27 protein-coding genes are annotated in these 25886 nt (G+C 64.0%); 14 read left to right on the forward strand and 13 right to left on the reverse strand.

Translation table 11 applies throughout. The features are described 5' to 3' along the window. Window positions 1-40 precede the first annotated feature (40 nt). The 5 genes from ACR65T_RS04095 to ACR65T_RS04115 all read right to left on the reverse strand — a co-directional run bounded on the left by ACR65T_RS04095 (window position 41) and on the right by ACR65T_RS04115 (window position 3534). Window positions 41-313 (reverse strand): hypothetical protein, encoded by a 273-nt coding sequence (locus ACR65T_RS04095; protein ID WP_123174463.1) that lies wholly within the window; start codon window positions 311-313, stop codon window positions 41-43. 64 nt (window positions 314-377) lie between these two features. Next, window positions 378-1349, reverse strand: coding sequence for a bifunctional riboflavin kinase/FAD synthetase (locus ACR65T_RS04100; protein WP_434495290.1), 972 nt, complete (start codon window positions 1347-1349; stop codon window positions 378-380). A gap of 17 nt (window positions 1350-1366) precedes the next feature. Beyond that, window positions 1367-1852 carry a MaoC family dehydratase gene (locus ACR65T_RS04105; protein WP_123174465.1) on the reverse strand — a complete coding sequence of 162 codons (486 nt, stop codon included), beginning with the start codon at window positions 1850-1852 and terminating at the stop codon, window positions 1367-1369. Between the two features lie 60 nt (window positions 1853-1912). Then, window positions 1913-2821 carry a TIGR01459 family HAD-type hydrolase gene (locus ACR65T_RS04110; protein ID WP_434495291.1) on the reverse strand — a complete coding sequence of 303 codons (909 nt, stop codon included), beginning with the start codon at window positions 2819-2821 and terminating at the stop codon, window positions 1913-1915. Continuing rightward, window positions 2818-3534, reverse strand: a complete 717-nt coding sequence (locus tag ACR65T_RS04115; protein ID WP_434495292.1) for a carbonic anhydrase — start codon at window positions 3532-3534, stop codon at window positions 2818-2820. The genes ACR65T_RS04110 and ACR65T_RS04115 overlap by 4 nt, the downstream gene beginning before the upstream one ends. 119 nt (window positions 3535-3653) lie before the next feature. Between ACR65T_RS04115 and ACR65T_RS04120 the strand changes: the two genes are divergently transcribed. The 3 genes from ACR65T_RS04120 (at window position 3654) to ACR65T_RS04130 (ending at window position 7367) form a co-directional block, all read left to right on the forward strand. Next, window positions 3654-4523, forward strand: coding sequence for an HpcH/HpaI aldolase/citrate lyase family protein (locus tag ACR65T_RS04120; protein WP_434495293.1), 870 nt, complete (start codon window positions 3654-3656; stop codon window positions 4521-4523). A gap of 66 nt (window positions 4524-4589) precedes the next feature. Then, the gene (locus tag ACR65T_RS04125; protein WP_434495294.1) at window positions 4590-5948 is read left to right on the forward strand and encodes a COG4223 family protein; all 1359 of its coding nucleotides are present in this window, start codon (window positions 4590-4592) and stop codon (window positions 5946-5948) included. A gap of 15 nt (window positions 5949-5963) precedes the next feature. Then, a complete protein-coding gene (locus ACR65T_RS04130; protein ID WP_434495295.1) occupies window positions 5964-7367 on the forward strand; it encodes a heme biosynthesis protein HemY in 1404 nt (467 codons plus the stop codon). On the opposite strand, the gene ACR65T_RS04135 is transcribed toward ACR65T_RS04130, so the two are convergent. From ACR65T_RS04135 to ACR65T_RS04145, 3 genes are read right to left on the reverse strand one after another with little or no spacing between them, the layout of a single operon-like run. Continuing rightward, the gene (locus ACR65T_RS04135; RefSeq protein WP_434495296.1) at window positions 7364-7915 is read right to left on the reverse strand and encodes a Smr/MutS family protein; all 552 of its coding nucleotides are present in this window, start codon (window positions 7913-7915) and stop codon (window positions 7364-7366) included. The genes ACR65T_RS04130 and ACR65T_RS04135 overlap by 4 nt on opposite strands. Next, window positions 7912-9027, reverse strand: coding sequence for a murein transglycosylase A (gene mltA / locus ACR65T_RS04140; RefSeq protein WP_434495297.1), 1116 nt, complete (start codon window positions 9025-9027; stop codon window positions 7912-7914). Before mltA ends, ACR65T_RS04135 begins: the two co-directional genes overlap by 4 nt. Before the next feature lie 2 nt (window positions 9028-9029). Next, complete coding sequence (locus ACR65T_RS04145) at window positions 9030-9731, reverse strand: Tim44/TimA family putative adaptor protein (protein WP_434495298.1); 702 nt, start codon at window positions 9729-9731, stop codon at window positions 9030-9032. A gap of 115 nt (window positions 9732-9846) precedes the next feature. Between ACR65T_RS04145 and ACR65T_RS04150 the strand changes: the two genes are divergently transcribed. Further along, window positions 9847-10302 (forward strand): FxsA family protein, encoded by a 456-nt coding sequence (locus ACR65T_RS04150; RefSeq protein ID WP_434495299.1) that lies wholly within the window; start codon window positions 9847-9849, stop codon window positions 10300-10302. An 85-nt stretch (window positions 10303-10387) separates the two neighbouring features. Then, window positions 10388-10876 (forward strand): protein-export chaperone SecB, encoded by a 489-nt coding sequence (gene secB / locus ACR65T_RS04155; protein ID WP_123174475.1) that lies wholly within the window; start codon window positions 10388-10390, stop codon window positions 10874-10876. 109 nt (window positions 10877-10985) lie between these two features. Here the strand turns inward: secB and dnaQ are convergent, their stop codons facing one another. Genes dnaQ through ACR65T_RS04170 form a run of 3 tightly spaced genes read right to left on the reverse strand, consistent with a single transcriptional unit; the run spans window position 10986 to window position 12934 of the window. Next, the gene (dnaQ, locus tag ACR65T_RS04160) at window positions 10986-11702 is read right to left on the reverse strand and encodes a DNA polymerase III subunit epsilon (RefSeq protein WP_434495300.1); all 717 of its coding nucleotides are present in this window, start codon (window positions 11700-11702) and stop codon (window positions 10986-10988) included. Window positions 11703-11705: 3 nt separating this feature from the next. Next, window positions 11706-12296, reverse strand: a complete 591-nt coding sequence (gene coaE / locus ACR65T_RS04165; RefSeq protein WP_434495449.1) for a dephospho-CoA kinase — start codon at window positions 12294-12296, stop codon at window positions 11706-11708. A gap of 11 nt (window positions 12297-12307) precedes the next feature. After that, window positions 12308-12934 (reverse strand): Maf family protein, encoded by a 627-nt coding sequence (locus ACR65T_RS04170; RefSeq protein ID WP_434495301.1) that lies wholly within the window; start codon window positions 12932-12934, stop codon window positions 12308-12310. 395 nt (window positions 12935-13329) lie between these two features. On the opposite strand from ACR65T_RS04170, the gene hemE reads away from it, so the two are divergent. The 4 genes from hemE (at window position 13330) to ACR65T_RS04190 (ending at window position 17468) form a co-directional block, all read left to right on the forward strand. Further along, window positions 13330-14361, forward strand: a complete 1032-nt coding sequence (gene hemE, locus ACR65T_RS04175) for a uroporphyrinogen decarboxylase (RefSeq protein WP_434495302.1) — start codon at window positions 13330-13332, stop codon at window positions 14359-14361. A gap of 2 nt (window positions 14362-14363) precedes the next feature. Beyond that, entirely contained in the window at window positions 14364-14783 is a 420-nt protein-coding gene (gene hemJ, locus ACR65T_RS04180) for a protoporphyrinogen oxidase HemJ (protein WP_434495303.1), read from the forward strand. Between the two features lie 353 nt (window positions 14784-15136). After that, entirely contained in the window at window positions 15137-16402 is a 1266-nt protein-coding gene (gene rho / locus ACR65T_RS04185) for a transcription termination factor Rho (protein WP_434495304.1), read from the forward strand. Between the two features lie 112 nt (window positions 16403-16514). Then, entirely contained in the window at window positions 16515-17468 is a 954-nt protein-coding gene (locus ACR65T_RS04190) for an HNH endonuclease (RefSeq protein WP_434495305.1), read from the forward strand. A 12-nt stretch (window positions 17469-17480) separates the two neighbouring features. On the opposite strand, the gene ACR65T_RS04195 is transcribed toward ACR65T_RS04190, so the two are convergent. Further along, the gene (locus tag ACR65T_RS04195; RefSeq protein WP_434495306.1) at window positions 17481-17990 is read right to left on the reverse strand and encodes a GNAT family N-acetyltransferase; all 510 of its coding nucleotides are present in this window, start codon (window positions 17988-17990) and stop codon (window positions 17481-17483) included. A 259-nt stretch (window positions 17991-18249) separates the two neighbouring features. On the opposite strand from ACR65T_RS04195, the gene mnmE reads away from it, so the two are divergent. From mnmE to ACR65T_RS04220, 5 genes are read left to right on the forward strand one after another with little or no spacing between them, the layout of a single operon-like run. Further along, on the forward strand, window positions 18250-19548 hold the full coding sequence (mnmE, locus tag ACR65T_RS04200) for a tRNA uridine-5-carboxymethylaminomethyl(34) synthesis GTPase MnmE (RefSeq protein WP_434495307.1): 1299 nt from the start codon (window positions 18250-18252) through the stop codon (window positions 19546-19548). A 27-nt stretch (window positions 19549-19575) separates the two neighbouring features. After that, a complete protein-coding gene (gene mnmG / locus ACR65T_RS04205) occupies window positions 19576-21429 on the forward strand; it encodes a tRNA uridine-5-carboxymethylaminomethyl(34) synthesis enzyme MnmG (protein ID WP_434495308.1) in 1854 nt (617 codons plus the stop codon). Further along, entirely contained in the window at window positions 21426-22064 is a 639-nt protein-coding gene (locus ACR65T_RS04210; protein WP_434495309.1) for a 16S rRNA (guanine(527)-N(7))-methyltransferase RsmG, read from the forward strand. Before mnmG ends, ACR65T_RS04210 begins: the two co-directional genes overlap by 4 nt. Next, window positions 22061-22873 (forward strand): ParA family protein, encoded by an 813-nt coding sequence (locus ACR65T_RS04215; RefSeq protein ID WP_434495310.1) that lies wholly within the window; start codon window positions 22061-22063, stop codon window positions 22871-22873. The genes ACR65T_RS04210 and ACR65T_RS04215 overlap by 4 nt, the downstream gene beginning before the upstream one ends. A 55-nt stretch (window positions 22874-22928) precedes the next feature. Continuing rightward, window positions 22929-23834: a ParB/RepB/Spo0J family partition protein gene (locus ACR65T_RS04220; RefSeq protein ID WP_434495311.1), complete on the forward strand. Its 906-nt coding sequence runs from the start codon at window positions 22929-22931 to the stop codon at window positions 23832-23834. A 176-nt stretch (window positions 23835-24010) separates the two neighbouring features. Here the strand turns inward: ACR65T_RS04220 and ACR65T_RS04225 are convergent, their stop codons facing one another. After that, on the reverse strand, window positions 24011-25711 hold the full coding sequence (locus ACR65T_RS04225) for an OmpW family outer membrane protein (RefSeq protein ID WP_434495312.1): 1701 nt from the start codon (window positions 25709-25711) through the stop codon (window positions 24011-24013). Window positions 25712-25886 lie beyond the last annotated feature (175 nt).

Consider the following 25886-nt stretch of genomic DNA (forward strand, 5'->3'; position numbering starts at 1 on the left):
ATAGCAGCGCAAACCGAACGGGAAAAGACGGCCGGCGCCCCTAGCGGGGCCGCCTCAGCCCGAGCAGTCCGGCGAGATAAGCTAAGCCGCCCGCCACAACGGCGATGACCAGCAACACCAGAAACGCCCCGGACAGCAGCGTGAACCCGATGAAGAGCAACAACAGCAGCGCCGCGGTGACGATCAGGCTCTGCCATGGCGAGAGCTTGACGACCTTGACGCGACCGGCGCCCGTCGCGACCCAGATCCGGGAGGCGTCCGTCTCCTCGCCCGGCAAAATGATTTCGACCCGTCCCTTGGGCTCTTCGTTCATAGCGGCTCCCTCCTGTCGAGGACGATGTCTCCAAGCTAGATCGCGCGCAAGTTATGGCAACAGATCATTCGCCCTGCGTCGCCGCGCCGCTTTCGGCCAATCGTCTTCGCGCCTCTTCGACGTCGACGCGCATTCTTTCGACGAGCGCCTCGACGCTGTCGAATTTCGCTTCGGCCCGTATGAAGCCGTAAAAGGCGACTTCCACCTCCTTGCCGTAGAGGTCGCCATCGAAATCGAAGAGGAAGACTTCAAGCAGCGGCGCGCCATTGTCAAAGGTCGGTCGGCGTCCGAAGCTGGCGACGCCCTGATGAACCTTCCCATCGACCTCGATCGTCACCGCGTAGATCCCGTGCTTGAGCCGATTGGCGGGATCGAGCGCGATATTGGCGGTAGGAAAGCCGAGCGCGCGCCCGCGCTTGTCGCCGTGGCGCACGACGCCGCGAATGAAATAGGGGTGGCCGAGAAGCCGGCGGGCCAACGCCGCGTCGCCGCGTTCGAGCGCTTCCCGCGTCGCTGTCGAGGAGACGGCCTCTAAGCTGCCCTCTTCGTCCTGGGTGATGCGGTCGACGATCTCCACGATCATCCCGAGCCGTTCGCCTTCGGCGCGCAGGAACTCTGGTCCGCCTTCGCGACCGGCGCCGAAACGAAAATCATAGCCCGCGACGACCGCCGAAAGCTGCAGGCGCTTGTGCAGGATCTCTTGCGTGAAGACGCGCGCCGGGCTCTGCGCGAAGTCCTTGTCGAAGGTGAGCACGACGATCCCGTCGAGGCCGAGCCGAGCCGCCTGCGCCGCCTTTGCGTCTGGCGGCGTGAGGCGAAAAATCACCGTCCGCCCCGCGAAAAAATCCGCCGGATGCGGCTCGAAGGTCAGCAGAATGCAGGGACGCGAGAGTTTCGCGGCGAGCGCCTGGGCCCGAGCGATGACGCCGCGGTGGCCTCTGTGCAACCCGTCGAAATTGCCCACCGCCGCGACCGCGCCTTCCAGTCCAGGCGGCGGCGCTTGAGGGTCGCGCGCAAAGATGAAGGAGGCGGACACGGCCCGGGCCGGAAGAATTAAGCCGAGGCCGGTTTTACCTCCGCTGGCGCTGGCGTTGCGGCGCGTATCGCCTGCTCGCGGCTCGGCACCATGACGAAGGCCTCGCCGTCGAGCACGACCTTGCCGTCGACGAGACATTCGCATTTGAGTTTGGCGCGCCGGCCTTTTTCGATCAGCTCCACCACTTCGACAATGACGGTGATGACGTCGCCGATCTTCACCGGCGCGCGGAAATTCAGCGTCTGCGACAGATAAACCGCGCCGGGGCCAGGCAGATACATGCCGATGACCGTCGAAATGAGCGAGGCCGTATAAAGGCCATGGACGATGCGCTCGCCAAAGCGCGTCTTCGAGGCGAAGTGATCCGAGAGATGAATCGGATTGCGGTCGCCGGAAAGATCGGCGAAGGCGATGACGTCGTCGTCCATCACCGCCTTCATCAGCGTCTCGCGCATGCCGACGCTCAGATCCTCGAAATAGTAGATTTTGAACGGCGTCGACATGGAGCCACCGGAAAGTTGCGCGCGGATCGTGACCGCAGATGAGGCCTGTGCAGCCCCCTTTTACCAGAAAAGCTCGCGAGCCAAAGCCTTAGGACGGGCGCCGGCGCGCGCGAACAGCGATTCGAGCGCCGCTTCGTCCAGCGCGCCGCCGCCGGGATGCAGCTCGGCGCGATGCACGCCATGGATGATGAAGAGGCAGTCGAGCCCGGCGCGGCCCGCGCCGGCAAGGTCGGTGAAGGCGCCGTCGCCGATCGCCAGCGTGCGCGCCTTGTCGAATTCGCCGCCGCGCAAATTCCTGAGCCGCTCCAAGGCGGCGGCGTAGATCGGGGCGTGGGGCTTGCCGAAGGTCAGAACGCGGCCGCCGATCGCCGCATAGCGTTCGGCGATCGCGCCGGCGCAGTAGACGAGATCATTGCCGATGGCGACGACAATATCGGGATTGGCGCACAGCATCGTCAGGTCGCGCGTCTTCAGCGCCGCGAGCTGTTCGTCATAGTCCGAGGGCGTTTCGTTGCGCTCGTCAAAGAGGCCGGTGCAGACGATGTAATCGGCGGCTTGCGGCCCGACGCGCATGATCGGCGCGCCGAGACGCCGCGCGGCCGCCCGGAACAGACCGTCGTCGCGTGCGGGGCCCAGGTGGTAGACCGCCTGTCCGGCGCGCGCGACGATCTCGCGCAGCGCCAGCTCCCCCGCCGAGAGAAGATCGTCGAAACAGTCCTGCGGCACGCCGAGGCCGAGGAGCTGACGGCGCACTTCTTCGTCCGGGCGCGAGGCGTTGGTGATCAGCACGACAAGCCCGCCTTGCGCGCGGAAGCGCCGCAAGGCCTCCGCGGCTTCCGGGAAGTGGCGCCGGCCGTCGATCAGCACGCCCCAGCCGTCGCACAGAATCGCGTCATATCCGTCGGCGATGTCGCGCAGGCCAGCGATGAACGGAATGCGGCTGCGGTCTGCCGAGGCGCCCGCCGTCAAAAGCGCGCCTCGGCGAATGCGGCGGCGTAAGCTCCGTCGCAGACGGGATTAAAGACCCCCGTCGATTCGTCGAGCAGGAACAATCGCCCGTCCATGATTCGAAACAAGGCGCCGTGCAGCCGCAGATGCCGGTGATGTTCGAGCACCTGAATCATGGGAAAGGAGCGCAAGTTGCGCAGCGTCTGCCTCACCGACTCGAACTCCAGGCGCTCCACATAGTCGGCGTCCTTGGGATTAGGCCGAACGCCCAGGCGATCAGCCGCGGGGCCAAGCATTTTGATCCAGTCGCCGATAAAGTCGCTGTGGCTCAGCCGCGGCGCGTCGGGATCCGCGGCGATTTCCGCATAGGCGCGCACCCCGCCGCATTGCCCATGGCCGAGCACCACGAGGTCTGAAACCTTTAGCGCCATGACGGCGTATTCCAGCGCCGCGGAAGCGCCGTGATAATGATCGTCGGGCTCGTAAGGCGGCACCAGCGCCGCGACGTTGCGCAAGACGAAAAGCTCGCCGGGGCCAGCGTTGAAGATGGTCTCGGGCGCGACGCGCGAATCGCAGCAGCTGATGATCATCGTTTTGGGCGTCTGGCCCCTGACCGCCAGAGCTTCGAATCGGTCGTGATCAGCCAGGAAACGCCCGCGAATGAAGGACTCATAGCCCTCAATGAGAGTTTCCGGCAGACCGGCCGCGCCGAACGACTGCTCGTGATCCGCCATTTAACGTTCCCTTCGCGCCCCTCCGCCTCGGCCAAGCGGATGGCGGACCCTGGGGTTATTGTGTAGATCACGCGGCGGGGTCAAGAGCAGGCCGAATCGTTCCGATGCTGGAGTTTTGAATGATTTCCCGACTAAAGCGCAGCGTGCTGGCGATGCCGGGCTCGAACGCCCGAGCGCTGGAGAAGGGCAAGACGCTCGCCGCCGACGTCCTGATGTTCGAGCTTGAGGACGGGGTCGCGGAACCCGCCAAGACGACGGCGCGCGCGCAGGTCGCGGCGGCGGTGGCCGGCGGCGGCTATGGCGCGCGGCAACTCGTCGTGCGCGTCAACGCCCGCGGCTCCGAGTGGTATAAGCCCGACATCGCCGCCATCGCGCCGCTCGGCCCAGACGGGATCGTCATTCCCAAGGTCAGTTCGCGTGACGAGATTTTGAAGGCGGCCGCCGATCTCGTCGCCGCCGGCGCCCCGTATAAGACGCGCCTCTGGGCGATGATCGAGACGCCGCGCGCCGTCTTGGACATCGATAAAATCGCCAGCGCCGCAGACGATCGGGCTTCGCGACTCGAGGTCCTGGTGCTTGGCCCCAACGACATCGCCAAATCGACGCGCGCGCGGCTCACGCCCGGACGGCCGGCGCTGTTGTCCTGGCTTTCGGCCGGCGTGCTTGCGGCGCGGGTCCACAACATCGAGATCATCGATGGGATTTACAACGACTTCAACGATCTCGATGGACTTCGTCGCGAGGCGGCGCAGGGGCGCGACTTCGGCTTCGACGGAAAAATGCTCATTCATCCAGGCCAGATTGATCCGGTGAATGAAATATTCGCGCCGAGCGCCGAGGAGGTCGATTTCGCCCGCCGGATCATCGCCATGTTCGACGAACCGGAAAACGCCGACAAGGGCGTGGTGCAGATCGACGGGAAGATGGTCGAACGTCTGCATCTCGACATTGCGCGCCGCACGTTGCAGCTTGTCGAGGCTTCAGGCTGAAGGCCGCCTGTTTTGCGGGCGCCGAACGCATCAACTATAAGGATGCGGGACAGCAAGGATGAGCCAATGGTCTTGCCGAACGACGAAGAACCGAAGCGCGTCGAATCTTCGGAAGCGCCCATCGATTATACAGAATCGCCGTCTGAACCGCCGCCGCCGCCGCCGGTCAGACGCAAGCGGCGCTCCTTCTTCGGCCGGCTGGCGTCGACGCTGCTGTTGCTCGTCCTCATCGCGGGCGCGGCTCTTTACGCGGCCATCGCGTTCAAGGACCGAGACGAGCGGCTGAAGGTCGTCGCGGACTATGCGGGGCCTTACGTCGATCAGGCGAGCGGCGCCCTAGGAGGGCTGAAAGACCGGGTTCGCTCGCTGGTGGGCGACGGCGAACCGACGCAGACGACGCCGATCTCGCCTGAGCCTCCGTCAAGCGAGCCGGCCACGAGCGGCGCGGAAGCGCCGCCGGCCTCCACCGCACCGGCGAAGCCTGCTGAAACGGCGGTCGAACAGGCGCCGCTGGCGCCGTCCACGCCGGCGCCTAACCTCGCCCTGGAATCACAGAACGCGGCGATCGAATCGCAGAAAGCGGCGGTCGCGGCGTTGCAAGGCCGCGTCGATTCGGCCGAAGACCTGGCGCAGCGCGCCTTGCGCGCCGCCGAAGCCGCCGAGACAGCGGCCAACGCCGCCAAGACGAGCGCCGAAGCGGCGGCGAAGGCGAGCCCGGCTCCCGCCGCTCCCACCGCTCCCGCCGAACAGGGGGGCGCGCTATCCGCCAACGAGCAGGTGACCGCGCTTGAAGGCCGCATCGACGAGCTCGGCGATGAAATCAAGGCGCTGCGTGAGCGCCTCGAGTCTTCGAAGGGCGAGACGCGCGCGGCGCCAGAGGCCACGGCGGCCAAAACGCCGGACGGACCGGCGGCGATCGTCGTCGTCGCCTATGCGCTTCAACGCGAGTTGGAGGCGGGCCGGCCTTATGCTCTCGAGACGAAGGCGCTGACGCGGCTCGGCGCCGATCCCGCCGCATTGGCGGCCCTCGCGCCATTGGCGGAAAAGGGCGCGCCGACCGCGGCGCAATTGAAGGCGGACTTCGCGCCGGCCGCCAAGCGCATTCACGCGCTTGAGAGCGGCGCATCCGGCGACCTTGCAGAGCATCTGCTGAAGGGCGCCAGCAAACTCGTGCGCGTTCGTCCCTCCGGTCAAGCGCCGACGACCGAGGCTCAGACGGTGGAAGAAAAAGTCGCTCACATCGAAGCGGCGCTCGCCCATGGCGATCTCGCTCAGGCCAGCGCCGTTTTCGCGGCGCTCCCCGAAGCGGCCCAGAACGACGCCAAAGATTTCGGCGCGACCTTGCGCGCCCGCGTCGACGCAGGACGGGCGGCCGACGATCTGCTGCATGGCGCGATCGCCGCGCTCGGCGCAACGAAAGAGTAAGCGGGATCCATCGCCATGCTGTTTCTCCTGTTCTTCATCATCGCGCTTGCCGCGGTCGCCTATGGACTTGAATGGCTGATCGAACAGCCCGGGTCGCTCACGCTGGATTTCGCCGGCTATCAGTTCGAAGCGTCGATACCGGTGGCGGTGGCGGGTCTGCTGCTGGTCATCGCCGCGACGGTCGTCCTCTGGGCGATCGCCATGGCGCTGCTGCGGCTACCTGGCCGCTGGAGCGGCGGGTCGCGGCTAAAGCGCCGGGACAAGGGATTCGACGCGCTTTCACAGGGATTGATCGCCGTCGGCTCCGGCGACGCCGCCCGCGCCCGCAAGGCCGCGCATGTCGCCGAACGGCTGCTGCCGAGCGAGCCGCTCACACAGGTTTTGAAGGCTCAGGCGGCGCAGCTCGCCGGCGATCGGCGGGTTGCGGAAGAGACCTTCCACAAGATGACATTGAAGCCGGAGACAAAGCTGCTCGGCTTGCGCGGGCTGCATATCGAGGCGCGCCGACGCGAGGATACGGACGCGGCGCATCATTTCGCCAAGGAGGCGCATGACATCGCGCCGGTGCCCTGGGCAGGAGCCGCGATGCTCGAACATCTCGCCGCGCAGGGCGACTGGCAGAAGGCGCGCGAAGCGATCGAGGCCAGTCTCACCGCCAAGGCGATCGACGCGCCGACGGCGCAGAACCTCCGCGCCGTGATCGAAACCGCCATGGCGATGGAGAAGGAGCGCGACCATCCGCATGACGCGCTCCATCTCGCACGCCAGGCGTTGAAGCGCCGGCCGGGCTTTGCGCCCGCCGCCGTCGCCGCGGCGCGGGTGCTCGTCCGCCATGGCGACCAGAAGCAGGCGCTGAAGATGATTGAAACGGTCTGGGCGACGAAACCGCATCCTGACCTCGCCGCCGCCTATCTCGAGGCGTTGTCGGGCGAATCGAATATGACGAAGCTCGCGCGGGTGGAGAGGCTCGCCCGCGCCGCCCCCAACGCGCCGGAGAGCCGGCATATCGTCGCGGAGGTCGCGCTGTCGGCGCGCGACTTCGCCAAGGCCCGCGACGCGCTCGCGCCGCTCATTGCCGCCGGCCGTCATCCGACGGCGCACACCTGTCTGATGATGGCGGAGATCGAAGACGGAGAGCAGGGACCGTCAGGTCCGGTGCGCGAATGGCTCGCCCGCGGCTCGCGCGCGCCGCGTGATCCTGTCTGGATCGCCGATGGCGTCGTCTCCAAGAACTGGCTGCCGATGTCGCCGGTCACCGGCCGGCTCGACGCCTTCGAATGGAAGCCGCCGCCGGACTCCGCGCAACACCTCACAGAAGAAGGCAAGCCCAACATTCCAGCCGCCTTTTTGACCCGTCCCGCGGAACCCGTTGCGCTGCCTTCAGCCGAGGTCTCGGGCGCGGCCGGGCAGCAGGCTTAGCGCGCGCGATCGGCGCGACGGATGCGCACATAGAGCGCGCCTTCGCCGCCGTGATGGCGCGCGGCTTCGCCAAAACCAACGACGACGTCGCGCAGATTCGGCGCTTCGAGCCACATCGGCACGACGCGGCGCAACACGCCGCCTTCGTCCCGCGTCAGCCCCTTGCCCGTCACGATGATCGCGATTCGCGCGCCGTTCGCCTGACATCTGCGCAGGAAGGCCGTTAACGAGCGCTGCGCCTCCGCCTGCCTCAGTCCGTGAAGATCGAGCTTGGCGTCGACTTCAATTCGTCCGCGCTTGATCTTCACGAAGGTGCGCGGGTCGATGTCGATCGGCCTCGGTGGAGGCTTCGGCGCCCCTGGGCGATCGCAGACCGCCGAAGGCCCCGAAGGCGACAAGGGCGCGGGGCCTTGGGCCACCGGCGTCGGCGACACATGCTTTCTTGGACGCGCCCGCGCAGGTCGAACGTCAGCCGTCGCCACCATCCAAAGCTCGGCTTCGGCCTGCGACAGGCGGCGCGCATATCGGCGGGAATTCTCCTCGCTCACGGATCGTCCCCAACGTCCTTCGGCAGCAGCACAATCATTTCGGCGGCGTGCCGGATGTCGCCGGCGCGCCGGCCCGCCGCTTCGCCCGCCCCGAAAAAAAGATCGGCGCGTGCAGGACCAATTATGGCAGATCCGGTGTCCTGCGCGATCATCAGTCGACGAAATGGCGTTTCCGCCTCTCCTTGCCACGGAATTCGCGCAGTAATCCAGAACGGCAGACCGTAGCACCAGATCGAGCGGTCGACGGCGATCGAGCGGAACGGCGTCAGCGACGCGCCCTGCCCGCCGATCGGGCCGATCCGGCGCCGCTCCGACGCATCGATCTCGAAGAACACATAGGAACGATTCTGCTGCATCAACCGGCGGCCCGCTTCGCCGGGACCGGCGCCAAGCCGGCGCAGCGTCTCCTTCATCAGATCGAGCGACATCTCGGCTTTGGTCACCAAGCCGCGCTCAATCATCAGCCGGCCGACGGACGTATATGGCCAGCCGTTGCGCCCGGCATAGGTCAGCGCCATGACGCCGCCGCCGGGCAGTCGCAGCCGCGCCGAACCCTGCACCTGGATGAGGAACAATTCGACCGGGTCGCGAACATAGGCGAGAGGATGCGCGCTCGGCGCCGCGCCTTCCTCTTCGATCGCACGCCGATCGGGATAGGGCACGAGCGCGCCATCGGCCTGCCGGCGCGCGCTCGTCAGCGTCTCGCCGGAGGGCAGCGAGAGCGGCGATTCGTTCAAAGTGACGAGATCGCGCGGACGCGACAGGACCGGGGTCGTGAAGCCCGGCGCGGGCGACGATCTGGCGTCGACCTCCACCTCGTAATAGGCGGTCACGAAGCCCTGCGTCTTGATGGCGTGAGGGCGAAACCAGTCCTGAAAGAAGCGGCCAGGATGATCGATGGCGCCGAGCGCCGCGCGAGCGGCGGCGGCGAGGGCGGGGGGAGGCGCGACGGCGCGACGTTGCTCTTGCGCCTTGGCGCCGATGATCTCGGCGGAGCGTCGGAAGGCGTCGAAAGCGGCGGCGAGATCGTCGGCCGCAAAGCCGTCGATCTTTTCAAATTCTATCTTTTGCAGCAGATCGGAAGCGGAAAACGGCGGCGCATTCCGCGACATGCTCAGTCTTCGGTTTGCGTCGCGACGAGCTTCCAATTGGGATCATTGGCCTTCGCATCGCGCCCAAAGGTCCAGCGCTCCACCACCTTCCGCGTCTGCCCGCCGTCGATCGTTTCGCCGGCCTGGTCACGCCGCACGCTCATCAGCCGAACGACGAAACGCACCGTCACCTCATTGCGGCCGCCGACGGCGCGGGCGGCGTCGACCGTCGCCGAGTCGATCGCGACCACGGCGGTCTCCATGCTTTCGCCCTGCTGCTCACGCCGGGCGATCTCCGCCGAAAACCCGTTGAAGACGTCCTGCGCCAGGAGCGGCTTCAAGGTTTCCCGGTCGCCCTTGGCGAAGGCCGTGACGATGAGTTCATAGGCGCGGCGCGCGCCGCTCACGAAGGATTTGCCGTCGAAATTGGGGTCCGACGCCGCCACGGCGTCGAGGCCGGTCCAAGCGGAGGCGACGCCTTTCTCGGCCACCCCCTCCCAACGCTCGGCGCCACTGGGACGCTCGCGCGTTTCAGCGAGCGGCGCGACGTTCGACGCGGGCGCAACCGCCGCGGGGGCGGGACCGCGGGGCGCGAAGCGCGCCGGGGGCGGCGTATCGCGATCCACCCGCATTCCGAGCACCGAACGCAGTTTCCAGATGACGAAAACCGCGAGCGCCGCGAAAACGATAAGGCTGGGATCGAAGAAATCGCCGGAGGCCGGCATTGGCAACTCCCGAATAAATTTGTCGTCGGCTATCATGTCGCTTCGTACATGTCACGAATCAAGGGGCGGGCGTATCGCCGCGGGGCGGCGAGGGCCGCAAAGATCGGATGATTCGGTGAAATCTAAGCTTGTCGGCGCCGTCCTCGCAACATGGATCGTGCTGGAAATCCTCTGTTTCGCGCTGGTCGTCCGCGCCGTCGGGCTTCTCGCGGCGATCGCGCTCGCCATCGGCGCTTCGCTGCTTGGCCTCTCCGACGTGCGGCGGCTGCTCGATTTTGTCCGCGCCGGACTGGCCGCCAAGGCGAAAGGCGAAAGCTCCGCCATGCTCGATGGCGCCATGCTGGACGGGGCGATGCAGGCGCTCGCCTCGATCCTGCTCATTCTTCCAGGCTTCGCCTCGGATTTCGTCGGGCTGGCGCTGAAGTCCCCGTCCGTGCGGCAGAGCTTGGCGCGGCGGCTGCGAGCGCGGTCCGGGAGCGCAGACCCGCGAATCATCGACCTCGACCCGCGCGAATGGCGGCGCGAAGCACGCGGCTCCGGGGGAAGGCCGCGCCGAAGCACAGCGAAGTAGGACTAGCGCAACGCCTTGTTCGCTTCTGACAGACGTGTTAGGCGGGCGCGAATTCTCATGACAACGGCTTTGCTGGAGATCCTACATGACCGACACCAATGGCAACGGCGCGCAAGGAGCGCCGGGCGGCGCTCCGGCCCTCAATTCGCTTGCTCAATATCTGAAGGATTTCTCCTTCGAGAATCCCAATGCGCCGCGCTCGCTCGGCGCGCAGGAGAAGGCGCCCAACATCTCGATTCAGGTCAACGTCAACGCCAAGCAGCTGGCGCCGACCGACTTCGAAGTCAGTCTGATGCTCGACTGCAAGGCCGGCGAGGGAGACGGACTCCTTTTCAAGCTCGACCTTGAATATGGCGGCGTGTTCCGACTGATGAACATTCCCGAAGAGCAGGTTCATCCGATCGTGATGATCGAATGCCCGCGCATGCTGTTTCCCTTCGTGCGCCAACTTGTGGCCGACGCGACGAGCAAGGGCGGCTATCCGCCGCTCTATATCGATCCGATCGACTTCGTCGCGCTCTATCAGCAAAAGGCCGCCGAAGCGGGCGCCCAGAGCGGCGCTCAGGCCAATTAGAGCAGGTTCCGAAAAAGTTGGCAGATTTTTTCGACGAGAATCTGCTCCAACATTTTGATTTTGAGCGATTCCTTATCGATCACATGTTTCCATGTGATCGGGAAGCGCTCTAGCCAGCGGCGCTCGGCGCCGCGTCTTTGTCGCTTGCAAGATAGCGATCCCAGATCGGCGATTTGATCGTCGCGACAAAGACAGCGTGGGCCGTCTCTTCGGCCGCGCTTATCCGCGGCGGGAGCGGCTCGGGGCGACGGCGCAGCAGATCGTTCGACGCGGCGATGCGCACCGCGTGAACCGTCTGAAGCGACAGCGCCGACTGCCGTCCGCCGCAAAGCTCGGCGTAGACCTCGGCGAGAAGATTGGCGTCGAGCAGGGCGCCATGCTTCTCGCGCCGCGAGAGATCGATCGCGTAGCGCTGACATAGAGCGTCAAGAGAATTGGGGCCGCCAGGGTGGCGGCGGCGCGCCATGGCGAGCGTGTCGATGATGCGCGCGCCGCCGAGCGGCGGCAAATTGATGAGCGCGAATTCGGCGTTGAGAAAGCGCGTGTCGAATTCGGCGTTGTGAATGACCAGCGGCGCATCCTCGATAAAGTCGAGAAATTCGGCGGCGATTTCCTTGAAGATCTTGTGTTGCGCGAGAAATTCGCGCGAGAGGCCATGCACCCGGAAGGCTTCGTCCGGCATGTCGCGCTCTGGATCGACGTAGCAGTGGAAATGCCTGCCTGTCGGGATGAGATTGGAAATCTCGACGGCGCCGATTTCGACCACGCGATGGCCGCTCGAGGGGTCGAGCCCCGTCGTTTCAGTGTCGAGAACGATCTCCCGCATTTTTCACCCGAGCCGCGCGTCAAGCGCTTTGATGATGTTTCGCACCTCTTCGCGCGCTGCGTCCAGACCCTGGTCGGTATGGACCACGAAATCGGCGCGGGCGCGCTTTTCTGAATCAGGCGTCTGCTTCGACAGAATGGACGCGAATTTCTCCGCCGTCATGCCGTCCCGGGCAAGAACGCGGGCTTTTTGCACATCTTCCGGCGCGGTGACGACGACAATGACGTCGAAGTCCTTTTCGGCGCCCGTTTCAAACAGCAGCGGGATGTCGAAGACGACGATGCGGTCGCCCTGTTTTCGACGTTCTTCGATCAGCGCGTCGCGCGCCGCCCACACCATCGGATGCACGATCGCTTCCAAACGCTTGAGCGCCGCGGGATCGTCAAGCACGCGGGCGGCGAGATGTGGGCGATCGACGACGCCATTGACGACGACGCCAGGGAACGCTCGCTCAATCTCAGCGGCCGCAGGTCCTTTATAGAGGTCATGCACAAGCTGATCGGAATCGAGAACCGCGACGCCTTCGGCGCGAAACATGTCGGCCGTCGTCGACTTGCCCATGCCGATCGAGCCGGTCAGCCCCACGCGCAGCATCTTTGGCTTTGTCACGAGAGGAGCGCCCCCTCGCGCCGAAGCGCCTCAAGGAGCTCCAGCAGCGGAAGCCCCATGATGGTCCAGCAATCGCCTTCGACCTTGGAGAAGAGTTGCGCGCCGAGGCCTTCGATCTGATAGGCGCCGGCCGATGTCAGCGCATTCTCTCCGATCGCCGTCAGATAAGCAGCGATGAAGTCCTCGCTCAGCGAACGCATGGTGAGATCGGCGACGCCGACCGTCGCAAAGACGACGGCGCCAGCGCGCGCCAGGGCGATCGCCGAATGCAGGCGGTGCCGCCGGCCGGAGAGAAACCGCAGGAGCGCTTCGGCGTCAGGCATCGTCGGCGGCTTGCCGAATATCCTGCCTTCGCAGCTTGCGACCTGATCGGCGCCGAGCACGAGCCGGCCCTCAACGGAAATGGCGAGCGCCTTAGCGCGCGCCAACGCTAAAGCGATCGCGTCTGCTTCGGCGCCGTCAAGCCGCGATTCGATCGCACGTTCGTCGACATCCGCCGGAATGATCTCGAAAGGAACGCCCGAATGCAGCAGCGCCTGCCGGCGGCCGGCGCTTTTGGAGGCGAGAATCAGCGGCGCCGATTCGCGCCAGAAGGTCGATGTTGACCTCACGGTCACGTCCACAGCCCTTCCGCGAAAGCCGAATAGCGGGGATAAAGCGCGGCCAAAAAATGCTCCGTTTCGGTTAGCGGGCATAGAGTCCCCCAACGCTCAACAGGAGAAGCCCTGTCGAACGGATTCGCGCCGACGCCGGTACAGAAGGGATTCACAGGCCATCCACAATCACTTGCGCCGAGAACGACCGATACGTCCATGATTCCGTTCGCTGTCTGAATTTTTCCCGCTACAGCCGACGTAACCGGTTCTTCACGGCTCGCCTGTGGGCGACTGGTTAATGAAAATTAACTTTCGTCCCCTCCGCGATATAGATGAAGAATCAGTTCTTATTAAAATGAATTTTGTTTTAATGGCGTTTCGCGCTACGCCGCTTGCCGAGGACGATAGACGGAGCGAACGCGATGGCGGAAGAGAAGGCGCTTCTTTCGGTTCTGCGCAGACAGGCGCGAAGCGTTCCGCCGCTGTGGCTGATGCGTCAGGCGGGCCGTTACCTTCCCGAATATCGCGACGTGCGGGCGACGACGAAAAGCTTTCTCGATTTCTGCTATTCGCCGCAGAAGGCGGCGGACGTGACGCTGCAGCCGATCCGGCGCTTTCACTTCGACGCGGCGATTCTCTTCTCCGACATTCTTGTGGTGCCGGACGCCATGGGCCAACGGGTATCCTTCGAGAGCGGCGCCGGGCCGCGGCTTGAACCGATTGAAACGCCGGAGCAGGCGCAGCGACTCGGTGCGTTCAAAATCGAACATCTTTCGCCGGTGTTCGAGACGATCGATCTTGTCAAAACGGCGTTGCCGTCAGACGTCGCCTTCATCGGCTTTTGCGGGGCGCCGTTCACGGTGGTGAGCTATATGATCGCCGGGCAGGGCACGCCCGATCAGGCGCCGGCGCGTCTGTTCGCCTATCGTTATCCCGATGCATTCGCGCAGCTGATCGATCGCGTCGTTGAGGCGTCGATCGACTATCTTGCACGTCAGATCGAGGCTGGCGTCGAGGTCGTGCAGATCTTCGACAGTTGGGCTGGCGTATTGCCGGCGAACGAATTTCAGCGCTGGTCGGCGGAGCCGGTCCGGCGGATCGTGGAAGGCGTCAAAGCCTGCCATCCGCAAACGCCGGTGATCGCCTTCATACGCGGCGCCGATGCGCATCTGCCCAAGCTCACGCAGATGATCGGCGCCGATGCTTACGGCATCGATACGGCGCTCGATCCCGCATGGGCCGTTGCGCAAACCGCATCGAACGTGCCGCTGCAAGGCAATCTCGATCCTCTTGTGCTTGTCGCCGGCGGAGAGGCGCTCGACCGCGAAGTCGATTCGATTCTCGCGACCTTCGAAGGGCGTCCGCATATCTTCAATCTAGGTCACGGCATCTTGCAGCAGACGCCGATCGAAAATGTCGAGCGGCTTGTCGCCCGCGTACGACGGGGAGCCTGACGATGTACGTCTGGATCAAGGCGCTGCATGTGATCGCCATCATCTCGTGGATGGCGGGGCTTCTCTATCTGCCGCGTCTCTTCGTCTACCATGCCAGCGCGGGCGAGGGGACGCTCGCTGATACGTTCAAGATCATGGAGCGGCGGCTCTATCGCTACATCATGACGCCGGCGATGCTCGTCGCCTGGATGACCGGAATCTACCTGGCCATTGAGGGCGGGGCGCTGTCGTCAGGATGGTTTCATGCGAAAGCGACGCTCGTCGTGCTGCTGACCGCCGCGCATATTCACGACGGCGCGCTGATGCGCCGGTTCGCGGAGGACACCAACGTTCATTCGCCGCGCTACTATCGGATCTTCAATGAACTGCCGACCCTGCTGATGATCGGCGTTGTTATACTGGTGATCGTCAAGCCGTTCTAACGTTCGGCGATGAACTTCTCCGAGTCGGGCGCGATCGGCCGCGCGACCTCGTTCACCATGCCCTTATTGGGGCCGAGATGCGCTCCGCGCGGATCGGAACGATCATGCGGCGCCTTCGCCTGGGTTCGTCGGTGGCGCCGGCCGGTTTGGCGCGTTAGGCCCGCTTTAACGGAACTCTTGATTCATGTCTGGAAATTGTCTAAGTGACCTCTATCCCTCTGAGGCCCGTGTCTGCTTATAGCGGCATCGCCGGATTTTTGCCGGCGCTCCGGTAAGGCCGCCTCCCCCGCCCCACCGCTTCTCTCCGGCTCGTTTCCACCTGCGCGCCAGCTAATACCCAAGGTTCCTCCTGAATGCGGGAAATTAAACTTTCGGACTTGAAGTCCAAGTCCGCTGCCGAACTCCTCGCTTTTGCCGAAGAGCACGAAGTCGAGAACGCCTCGCTCCTGCGTAAGCAGGAGCTCCTCTTTGCGATTCTGAAACAATTCGCCAGTCGCGACGTCGAAATCGTCGGCGTCGGCGTCGTCGAAGTGCTGCAGGACGGCTTCGGCTTCCTGCGGTCTCCTGACGCGAATTATCTCGCCGGTCCCGACGACATCTACGTCTCGCCTTCGCAGATCCGAAAGTTCGGCCTGCGCACCGGCGACACGGTCGAGGGCATGATCCGAAGCCCAAAAGAGGGTGAACGCTATTTCGCGCTGTTAAAAGTCAACAGCATCAATTTCGAAGATCCCGAGAAGGTGCGCCACAAGGTGCCCTTCGACAATCTGACGCCGCTCTATCCGGACGAGCGCCTCAAGCTCGAGATCGAAGACCCGACCCGCAAGGATCTCTCGTCGCGCATCATCGATCTCGTCGCGCCGATCGGCAAAGGGCAGCGCGCGCTGGTCGTGGCGCCGCCGCGCACCGGCAAGACCGTGCTCCTGCAGAATATCGCGCAGTCGATCACGACCAATCATCCCGAGTGCTATCTCATCGTGCTGCTCATCGACGAGCGGCCTGAGGAAGTCACCGACATGCAGCGCTCGGTGAAGGGCGAGGTCGTCTCCTCGACCTTCGACGAGCCGGCGGTGCGCCACGTGCAGGTCGCGGAAATGGTGATCGAGAAGGCGAAGCGTCTCGTCGAACACGGCCGCGACGTGGTGATCCTGCTTGATTCGATCACGCGACTCGGGCGCGCCTACAACACCGTCGTGCCGTCGTCCGGCAAGGTGCTGACCGGCGGCGTCGACGCCAACGCGCTGCAGCGGCCCAAGCGCTTCTTCGGCGCGGCGCGCAATATCGAGGAAGGCGGGTCGCTGACGATCATCGCGACGGCCTTGATCGACACCGGCTCGCGCATGGACGAAGTCATCTTCGAAGAGTTCAAGGGCACCGGCAACAGCGAGATCATTCTCGACCGCAAAGTTTCCGACAAGCGGATTTTCCCGGCGCTGGACATCACCCGCTCCGGCACCCGCAAGGAAGAGCTGCTCGTCGCGCCCGACATCCTCAAGAAGATGTACGTGCTGCGCCGTATCCTCAATCCGATGGGCACGGTCGACGCGATCGAATTCCTGCTCGGAAAGCTGCGCGAGACGAAGAACAATCTGGGCTTCTTCGATTCGATGAATACGTAATAGGCTGGGATGCCATGGTAAAAAAAAGCGCGGTTGGCTTCTACCTGTCGCGCCTTTTTTGATTCGCGGAATGGTTATACGGTGCGCATGTTAGCTCGGACGCTGTCGCGCCATGACCAAAGCCGTATTCACGACAAAAAGTTCGTCTGCCTATGATGACTTGCCCGAAGTCCGGTATCATTTTCCAAAGACATATCTAAACCAAGTCAGTAAGGCAGTGGGCGACTGGGTCATATATTATGAACCTCGGCGCTCGACGATTGAATCTGGCAGTCGTGGTGGCGCTCAGGTCTATTTCGCTATGGCCCGTCTCGATCGGATCATCGCTGATGTTTCACGCGAGGACCACTATTATGCTGAGGTCTCGCAATTCCTTCAGTTTGTTAGACCGGTGCCATTTAAGGAGGGCAGCTTCTATTACGAAGCCGGGCTTGAGAAATCAGACGGGTCCACAAATAGAGGCGCGTTTGGTCGCGCAGTGCGAAATATAGCGGACGCTGAATTTGATCGTATTTGGCAGACCGGCTTCGGACATATCATCGGCTTAGAGGAGCGCCTTCGACCAGCGCCGGATATTCCCGAAGAGCCGATGCGTCCCATAACCGGGTTTTCCGAAACCCAGCCGGCGTTCGATTACTCCGACGAACCGTTGCAGCAAGATCGAAGGATTATCGAACAGCTCATCTCGCGGCCTTTTAGAGACAGGGCGTTTTCTGCAGCGGTCAAGGACGCCTACGGCGATACGTGCGCCATGTCCGGGATCAGAATCATCAACGGTGGTGGACGTTCCGAAGTGCAAGCGGCTCACATTCGGCCAGTCGAACATCGTGGTCCGGACAGCGTGCGCAATGGGATGGCGTTGTCCGGAACGCTGCATTGGATGTTCGATAGAGGGCTGATCTCTGTTGATGACGATTATAGTCTGCTATTGGCAAAAGACAGATTGCCGGATTCGATCGATAGGTTGCTTGGCGGCAACACCAAGCTGTTATTGCCCAGACGGCCGGATTTGCGGCCTCACACGCAGTTTCTGGCTTGGCATCGAAGTGAAATCTTTAAGGAATAGTTTGTTTTGGCTTTACTTTAACTGCCGCGCCATCAGCGTTTCGTCGAGATAATCGCCATCGCCGTTTTTGGCTGAGCGCTCTTCCACGCCATAGGCGCGAAACCCCCATCGTTCATAAAAGCGCAGCGCGCGAACGTTCGTCGAGACCACGGTAAGCGTGACGATCTCGACGCTGCCGCGCGCCTCTTCAATCAGTCTTTGCATGATCGCATCGGCGGCGCCCGATCCGCGCTCAGCGGCCTTCACATACATGCCGTAGAGGAGCGCCTTGTGGCGCGTTTTCACGCCATCATTCCTAGCGAGTCCGCCAATGCCAATCATTCGCGAGTCTTTTGCGTTGAACGCGCCGACGACAAAGTCGCGCTGCAGGCGTGCGGCGACTGCGTCTAGCGCGATATTCGCCTCATCTTCCGGCGCGAAGCGAAAGGCGTGGGGCTCCAATGTAAAGCTCTCAAGTCGCAACGCTTGAAAGCGGTCCGCATCCGCGCCGTTGAGCCGGCGACATATTGCTCGCGTTCGCATATGTCTTTGTGCCGGACAGGCCTTGCGAATGCCAGCGGCGAAGGAAATAAGCGGCGCGCATGTTCGAGGATTTCGCCAATATGTGGACGATGGACGGCGTTGCGCGCGATCGGAAGCGCGACGCTGGCGAGTCCTGCGTGTTCATCGCCCGGAGCCCTATGTTTGTGCGCTGCAGCATTTTCTCTCCCGACCCGTTGAACGGGAGCAGGCGATCGGAAGTATTCATAGCTGTGCCGGACCGCCGGGAGGACGCCAGCCGATGACGGCGCCGGATACGATCTTCGCGCTCGGCACAGGCGCCGGAAGGGCCGCCATCGCCATCATCCGGATTTCCGGTCCGGAAACGGGGGAGACGCTTAAGGCGCTCGCTGGCAAGCGCCCCGAGCCGCGGCAGGCGAGTTTTGCGGTTCTGCGGGATCCAGAGACTGGGGAAATGCTTGATCGGGGGCTCGCGCTGTTCTTTCCCGGTCCCGCGTCCTCTACGGGAGAAGATTACGGCGAACTGCACCTTCATGGCGGCCGCGCGGTCGTCGACGGCGCGCTTGCCGCTTTGCATCGGCTCCCCGGTCTGCGGCCGGCAGAACCCGGCGAATTCGCGCGCCGCAGCTTCGCCAATGGCAAGCTCGATCTCTCTCAGGCGGAAGCGCTCGCCGATCTCATCGACGCGCAGACCGAGGCGCAGCGTCGGCAGGCGCTGCGCGTCGCGGGCGGCGCGTTGCGGCGAAAAGTCGAGGGTTGGCGGGCGACACTGGTGGAGTCGCTGGCGCTGGTTGAGGCCGAGCTCGACTTCAGCGACGAGTCGGATGTCGGCGCGTTTTCGCCGGCTCGGCTCGACGCGTTGCTTTCGCCGCTTGCCCGGGACATGCGCGCGGCGCTGCAGCTCGCGCCAGCCTCGGAGCGCATGCGCGACGGGTTCCTCGTCATGATTCTCGGGCGGCCGAATGTCGGCAAGTCGACGCTGATCAACGCGCTGACGCGGCGCGACCTGGCGATCGTCTCGCCGATTCCTGGCACGACGCGGGATATGATCGAAGCCCATCTCGATATTGGCGGTTTGCCAGTGACATTGATCGACACGGCAGGTCTGCGTGAGGCGGCCGACGCGATCGAGCGGATCGGCGTTGATCGGACGCTCGCGCGGGTCGAAACCGCCGATCTGGCGTTGTGGCTGTCGGATTCTGCGGAGGCGCCGCCGGAACACGACGTTGAGACGATCCGCGTTGCGACCAAAATCGATCTGACGCCGGCGCCGCAAGGCGCGATTGGCGTCTGTGGCTTGAGCGGCGAGGGGCTCGAGACGCTTGCGGCAGCGATTGAAGCGCGCGCCCGGGCGCGCCTGGGCGACGGGGCGGGGTCGTTGATCGTGCGGGAAAGGCATCGCCACGCGTTGGAGCAAGCTGTTGAAAGTATTGACTCTATACGGGTTAACGGCGAAGCGCTCGAGCTTCAAGCCGAGGCGTTGCGCCGCGCCAGCCGGGCGCTCGGCCGGATTGTCGGCGCGGTCGATGTCGAGGAAATCCTCGATGCGGTTTTCTCGCGTTTTTGTATTGGCAAATGATATGTTTCACGTGAAACAGGCCAAGCGATGAATTCCGGGATGATCCACTTCGACGTCATTGTGATCGGCGGCGGGCACGCCGGCTGCGAGGCTGCGGCTGCGGCGGCGCGTCTTGGCGCGCGCACGGCGCTCGTCACCCAGAACCGCGAGAAAATCGGCGAGATGTCTTGCAATCCGGCGATCGGCGGGCTCGGCAAGGGTCAGCTGGTGCGGGAGATCGATGCGCTCGATGGACTGATGGGGCGGGTCGCCGACGCCGCCGGCATCCAGTTCCGCGTGCTCAACCGCTCCAAAGGCCCGGCGGTGCGCGGTCCGCGCGCCCAAGCCGACCGCAAGCTTTATAGAGCGGCGATGCAGGCGGCGCTCGACGCAACGGCAAATCTGACGATCGTCGAAGCTTCGGTCGAAGATCTGCTGATGGCGGGCGAAACTGTTCGCGGCGTGACCACGGTTGAGGGCGAGATCAGGGCCGCGTCCGTCGTCGTCGCCACCGGCACATTTCTCGGCGGGGTGATCCATATCGGCGACGAGCGTATGCCGGCGGGACGGATGGGCGACGCGCCGTCCAACGGCTTAAGCCGACGGTTGCGGGCGGCGGGCTTTGCGGTCGCGCGGCTCAAGACTGGCACGCCGCCGCGGCTCGACGGGCGCGGCATCCGCTGGGACGCTCTCGAAGTCCAATGGGGCGACCCGACGCCCGAGCCCTTCTCCTATCTGACGGCGGCGATCGCGAACCGCCAGATCGCCTGCGGCGTCACCCGCACCACGCCGGCCGCGCATCGGATCATTCTCGACGATCTGCATCGCTCGCCAATGCGCACGGGGGCCATCTCCGGCCCGGGACCGCGCTATTGCCCCTCGATCGAGGACAAAGTGACGCGTTTCGCCGACCGCGACGCCCACCAGATCTTTCTCGAACCCGAAGGGCTCGACGACGACACCGTCTATCCGAACGGCGTTTCGACCTCGCTGCCGCTCGCGACTCAGCAGGCCTTCATCAACGCCATTCCTGGGCTTGAGGAGACCCGTATTCTGCGGCCGGGCTATGCGATCGAATATGACTATGTCGATCCGCGCGAACTTTCGGCGACCCTCGAAACCAAGCGGTTTCGCGGTCTTTTCTTCGCCGGGCAGATCAACGGCACCACCGGCTATGAAGAGGCTGCCGCGCAGGGACTTCTCGCCGGAATCAATGCCGCGCGCTACGCCGCCGGAACGGCCGCGATCGTGTTCGATCGGGCGGAAGCCTATCTCGGCGTGATGGTCGACGATCTCGTCACGCGGGGGGTCAGCGAGCCCTATCGCATGTTCACCTCGCGCGCGGAATATCGCCTGTCGCTGCGCGCCGAGAACGCCGATGAGCGCCTGACGCCGCGCGGGATCGAGATCGGCTGCGTCGGCGCTGATCGGGCGTCGCATCACTCAGCGCGCTCAGCCCGTCTCGAGGCTGCGCGGACCCTGCTGCAGACGCGCGAATTGACCTCGGCCGCCGCGCGTCGGCACGGTCTGCCGGTCAATCAGGACGGGCTGCGCCGGAGCGCCTATGCGCTGTTGTCCTTTCCGGACATTTCACTGGATCGCCTGGCGTCGATCTGGCCAGAGTTCAGCGGAATTGACGCCGATACCGCCGAGCGACTGGAGACCGAGGCGCGCTACGCCGTCTATCTCGACCGCCAGCAGGCCGATATCGACGCGTATCGACGCGATGAGCGCCTGGCGCTGCCGGATGGACTGGACTATGCGGCGATCGCCGGGCTCTCGGCGGAATTGCGCGGAAAATTGAGCTATCTGCGGCCGCGCACGATCGGCCAGGCGCAGCGGATCGACGGCATGACGCCTTCGGCGTTGACGCTGCTCGCGGCGCGGGCGCGTCGCGCGTGAGAGAAAGATCTTGCCGGGAAGAGGCGCTCGAACTCTTCCCGGAACTTAAACCGATTCAAGCAGAGCTTGAGGTCTACGAGTCCCTGCTGCGGCGCTGGCAGGCGAAGATCAATCTGGTCTCCTCGGCGACGCTCGGTGACGTATGGCTGCGGCATTTCGCCGATTCGGCGCAAGTTCACGCCGTCGCGCCTCACATCCGATGTTGGGCGGACCTGGGGTCCGGCGCAGGCTTTCCCGGGCTGGTGACGGCGCTCTTGTTGAAGTCGACCCCGGATGCAGTCGTGCGCCTGATTGAAAGCGACCAGCGCAAGGCGAGCTTTCTGCGCGCTGTTTCACGTGAAACAGGAGCGCCTGCGGTCATTCATGCCGAGCGGATCGAAAGCGTTCTGCCCGATCTCGCCGCCGAAGTCGGCGGCGTCAGCGCGCGCGCCTTGGCGCCTCTCCCTCGTCTCGTGCAGCTCGCTGAAGCGCCCTTAAAAAAAGGCGCCATTGGCGTATTTTTAAAGGGGGAAGAGTGGCGAGACGAATTGACCGCGGTCGAGGCGCTCGGTAGCTTGAGCTGCGAATCGACGGCAAGCCGCACCCGCACGGATGCGCGCATCGTCGTGGTCAAGCACAAGGCTTCCCCATCGTGACCGCTTCCGCTTCGCCGCGCATTTTTGTGCTGGCCAATCAAAAGGGCGGCGTGGGCAAGACGACCACCGCCATCAATCTCGGCACCGCGCTCGCGGCGGTCGGCGAGGAAGTTCTCGTCATCGACCTCGATCCGCAGGGCAACGCGTCGACGGGCCTCGGCGTCGACCGTCATCATCGCACGATCTCGACCTATGACGTGCTGCTCGGCGAATCGAGCCTCGCCGACGCGATCATCGCCACGGCGGTGCCGCGGCTCTCGATCGCGCCGTCGACTCTGGATTTGCTCGGCGTCGAACTCGAAATCGCCAACGACAAGGATCGCGCCTATAGGTTGAAGCGCGCCTTCGCCGAGCTGGCGGCTGATCATGATGATGAGCGGCGCTACAGCTATATTCTGATTGACTGCCCGCCATCGCTAAATCTATTGACAATCAATGCATTAGCTAGCAGCGACGCCGTCGTCGTGCCGCTGCAGTGCGAATTCTTCGCGCTGGAGGGCCTGTCCCAGCTTCTCTCGACTGTCGAACAGGTTCGACAGACTCTCAACCATAAGTTGTCCATCCACGGCGTCGTTCTGACGATGTACGACCCCCGCAACAACCTCGCCAATCAGGTCGTCGCCGACGTGCGTCGTTTCATGGGCGAGAAGGTCTATCAGACGATGATCCCGCGCAACGTCAGGGTCTCGGAGGCCCCGTCACATGGCAAGCCGGTGCTGCTCTATGACCTCAAATGCGCGGGCAGTCAGGCCTATCTGAAGCTCGCCTCGGAAGTGATCCAGCGCGAGAAGCGGTTGCGCGCGGCCTAAGAGCCAAGCAGCGCAAAAGCCAAGCAGCCCAAGAGCCAAGAAGGAGCCTTTCAAGATGGCGGATGAATCGCGGCGCCGGCTGGGCCGGGGATTGGCGGCGCTTCTCGGCGACGCCGCCGCGGACGCCGCCCCGGCCGAGCGGCCGCGCGGCCCGCGAAAGGCGCCGATCGAGTTTTTGCGCCCGAACCCGCGCAATCCGCGCATTTCTTTTCGCGAGGAGGATCTGGCCGAACTGACCGCATCGATTCGCGAGAAGGGCGTGATCCAGCCCATCATCGTGCGGGTCATCGTCGGCGTCGCCGACGCCTATGAAATCATCGCGGGCGAGCGGCGCTGGCGCGCAGCGCAGATGGCGGGGCTCTCGGACGTGCCGGTCGTCATTCACGAGGCGAACGACAAGGAAGCGCTCGAACTCGCGATCATCGAGAATGTGCAGCGCGCCGACCTCAACGCCGTTGAGGAGGCGAAGGGCTATGAGCGGCTCGGCGCGGAGTTTGGATATTCCCACGGCGACATCGCGAAAATCATCGGCAAGAGCCGGTCTCACATCGCCAATATGATTCGCCTGCTCAATTTACCGGAGGAGGCGAAAAAGCTCGTGGCGGAGGGCGCGATTTCGGCCGGTCACGCTCGCGCGCTCCTCGCCGTCGCCGATCCGGCGGCAGTGGCGCGGCGCATCGTCGAAAAGGGATTGACGGTTCGCGACGTCGAGCGATTGGCGAAGGACCACGCCGAGGAGGCCGGCCGGTCGGGACGTTCGCCGCGTTCCGCCAAGGATTCGGCCAAGAATTCCGCCAAGCATTTCGCCAAGGACGCCGACGCGCGCGCGATCGAAAAGACCTTAAGCGACGCGCTCGGTATGCGTGTCGAACTTCGCGCCGAGGATGAAAGGGGCGAGCTTCGGATTCGCTATGAATCGTTGGAGCAGCTTGACTCGATTTGTGGGCTGCTGACCAAATAGATTTCCCCTTGAGCGCCACGTCGACGTCAACCTGCGTCCGGCGGCAGAGTCAGATAGATGGCGGGCGCGCCATCTTCAGCGATGCCCTGGCAAATGAAAAACCCCCGGCGTGAGCCGGGGGTTTTTCTCTAATCTGAAACCGACCCGCAAGGGCCGGTTTCACGTGACTGCTAATTTTAGAACAGCGGCGACAGGAGGCTGCCGCCGAAGCGGTAGGTGAGGCCCGCCGAGATGACGACCGGATTGATCGGCAGCGACACCTTGACCGGAATGAAGATGGCGCCCAGCACAGGCGCTTGCGGCACGAAAGAGACGACGGTGGAGTGAACCATCGGGTGCAGGCCGACATATTTGAAGTCGACGTTCAGACCCCAATGGTCATTCAGCATATAGTCGAAGCCGATCTGTCCGACCGGTCCCCAGGACGGCGCGACCGTGGCGTATTGGAACGTGCTGAAGACTCCCCCCAGACCCAAGCCGGCCAGCGGCGACCCAGCGGCGAAAGGAATCGACCAGGTGTCGTTGTTGACGCGGGTGTTCCAGAACGTGGTGAAGTTCACGCCGACGCCGAGATAGGGCTGGAAAGCGCCGATGTTGGTGAAGTGGTATTGCGCCATGATGGACGGCGGGAACACCCAGGTGCGAGCGAAGTCGCTGGCGATCGTGCCGGTGCCCTGAATGTGAGCCGGCGCAATGCAGCAAATCGCTTCAATCGCCCAGTTCTTGGTGAGGTAATAGGCCACGTCAAGCATCGGGATGATGGCCGACGAAGTGTTGGTGCTCGCGCCGGCGATGACGCCATTCGCGCCGGTCAGGCCCGAGAGCCGACCAATAGAGCCCAAGCCGGGATATCCGGCGCCCGAGTCGTAAACCGTGCCATGTCCGTTGAGCGGAATGACGCCGCCAACCTTCAGGCGCACCTGGAACGGCTGGTAGCTATCCACGAAGGCCGGCGGGGGTCCCTTGACGGAGGGGAGAGCGCCGCTCACGCTCGAAGGCGCAGCGACCGCGAAGGGATCGAAGTGCCAGTTGATGCCGGCGCGAACGACCTGAAAGCGCGTCGGCGAGTTATGCGTCGCGGCGAACAAAGGAGTTGTGGTGCCGATCAGCGCCGGAACGCCGCCGTTGAGCGGCACGGAATTGGCGCGCGTCGAGCCGAGATCGACATAGAGATATTCGGCCTTGAGCGACCAAGACGGGAACATGGAGGGCGACCATTCGAGGCCGCCGCCCGCCGCCCAGCCGACGCGGGTGTTGTCGTAGTAGCCATGGCCGACCGAAGAGACTGTGGTGCCGATGAAATTATCGGCGAAGCCGACATTGTGGACGACTTGGCCATAGGCGAAGCCGCCCGTGCCGTAGACCATCAGATTGGGCATGGACGGCAGCGTGAAGCCGACCCGGCCGCGCACCGTGCCGAACCAATCGACCTTCTTCGTCGAATTGACCGACTGCAGATGGGATCCTATGGGGTCGGCGATTCCCACCACCGCGTTGCCGTGGGACCCGATATCGGCGGCCTGGATGTCCGCCTCGGCGCCAAGGACGAGCCAGGGGTTGAACTGATAATTGTAGCCGAGCTGTGCGCCGCCCACGACGCCTTGCAGATTTTGTCCTGTGGTCCAGGCCGAGCCGAGCGGCACTCTCCTTACGTCGTTCGCCAGGACGCTGGTGAGATAGCCGAGGCCGCCGGTTTCCGATGAGCTGGCGCCGAAGGCGTAACCGATGTTGACGCCCCCGTAGAGACCCGTCCAGGTGAACACCGGCGGCAGCGGCGGCGGCGGAGCTTTATAGCGCGGCAGGTCGGCGGCCTGGGCGGCGGCGCCCACGCTCCCGACCACAAGTGCGGCTAGCGCGCCGCGAACAAAATTCTTCATCGGAACCCCCGGATTAAATTCTGCGGTAGACGGTCGACGACGAAGGCGCCGAAGTCCCTTTCACGTTGCTATAAAATTTTTGTAATGCAACTAAGTCTGATGCAAAATTAGGCTGTGGCATGCTCATTCTTGGCCGCTGTGGCTCTCGGGCAACATTCCCTTGAGATTCATGTGG

The organism is Methylocystis sp. (genome assembly GCF_051061285.1).
Taxonomy (GTDB): Bacteria; Pseudomonadota; Alphaproteobacteria; order Rhizobiales; family Beijerinckiaceae; genus Methylocystis.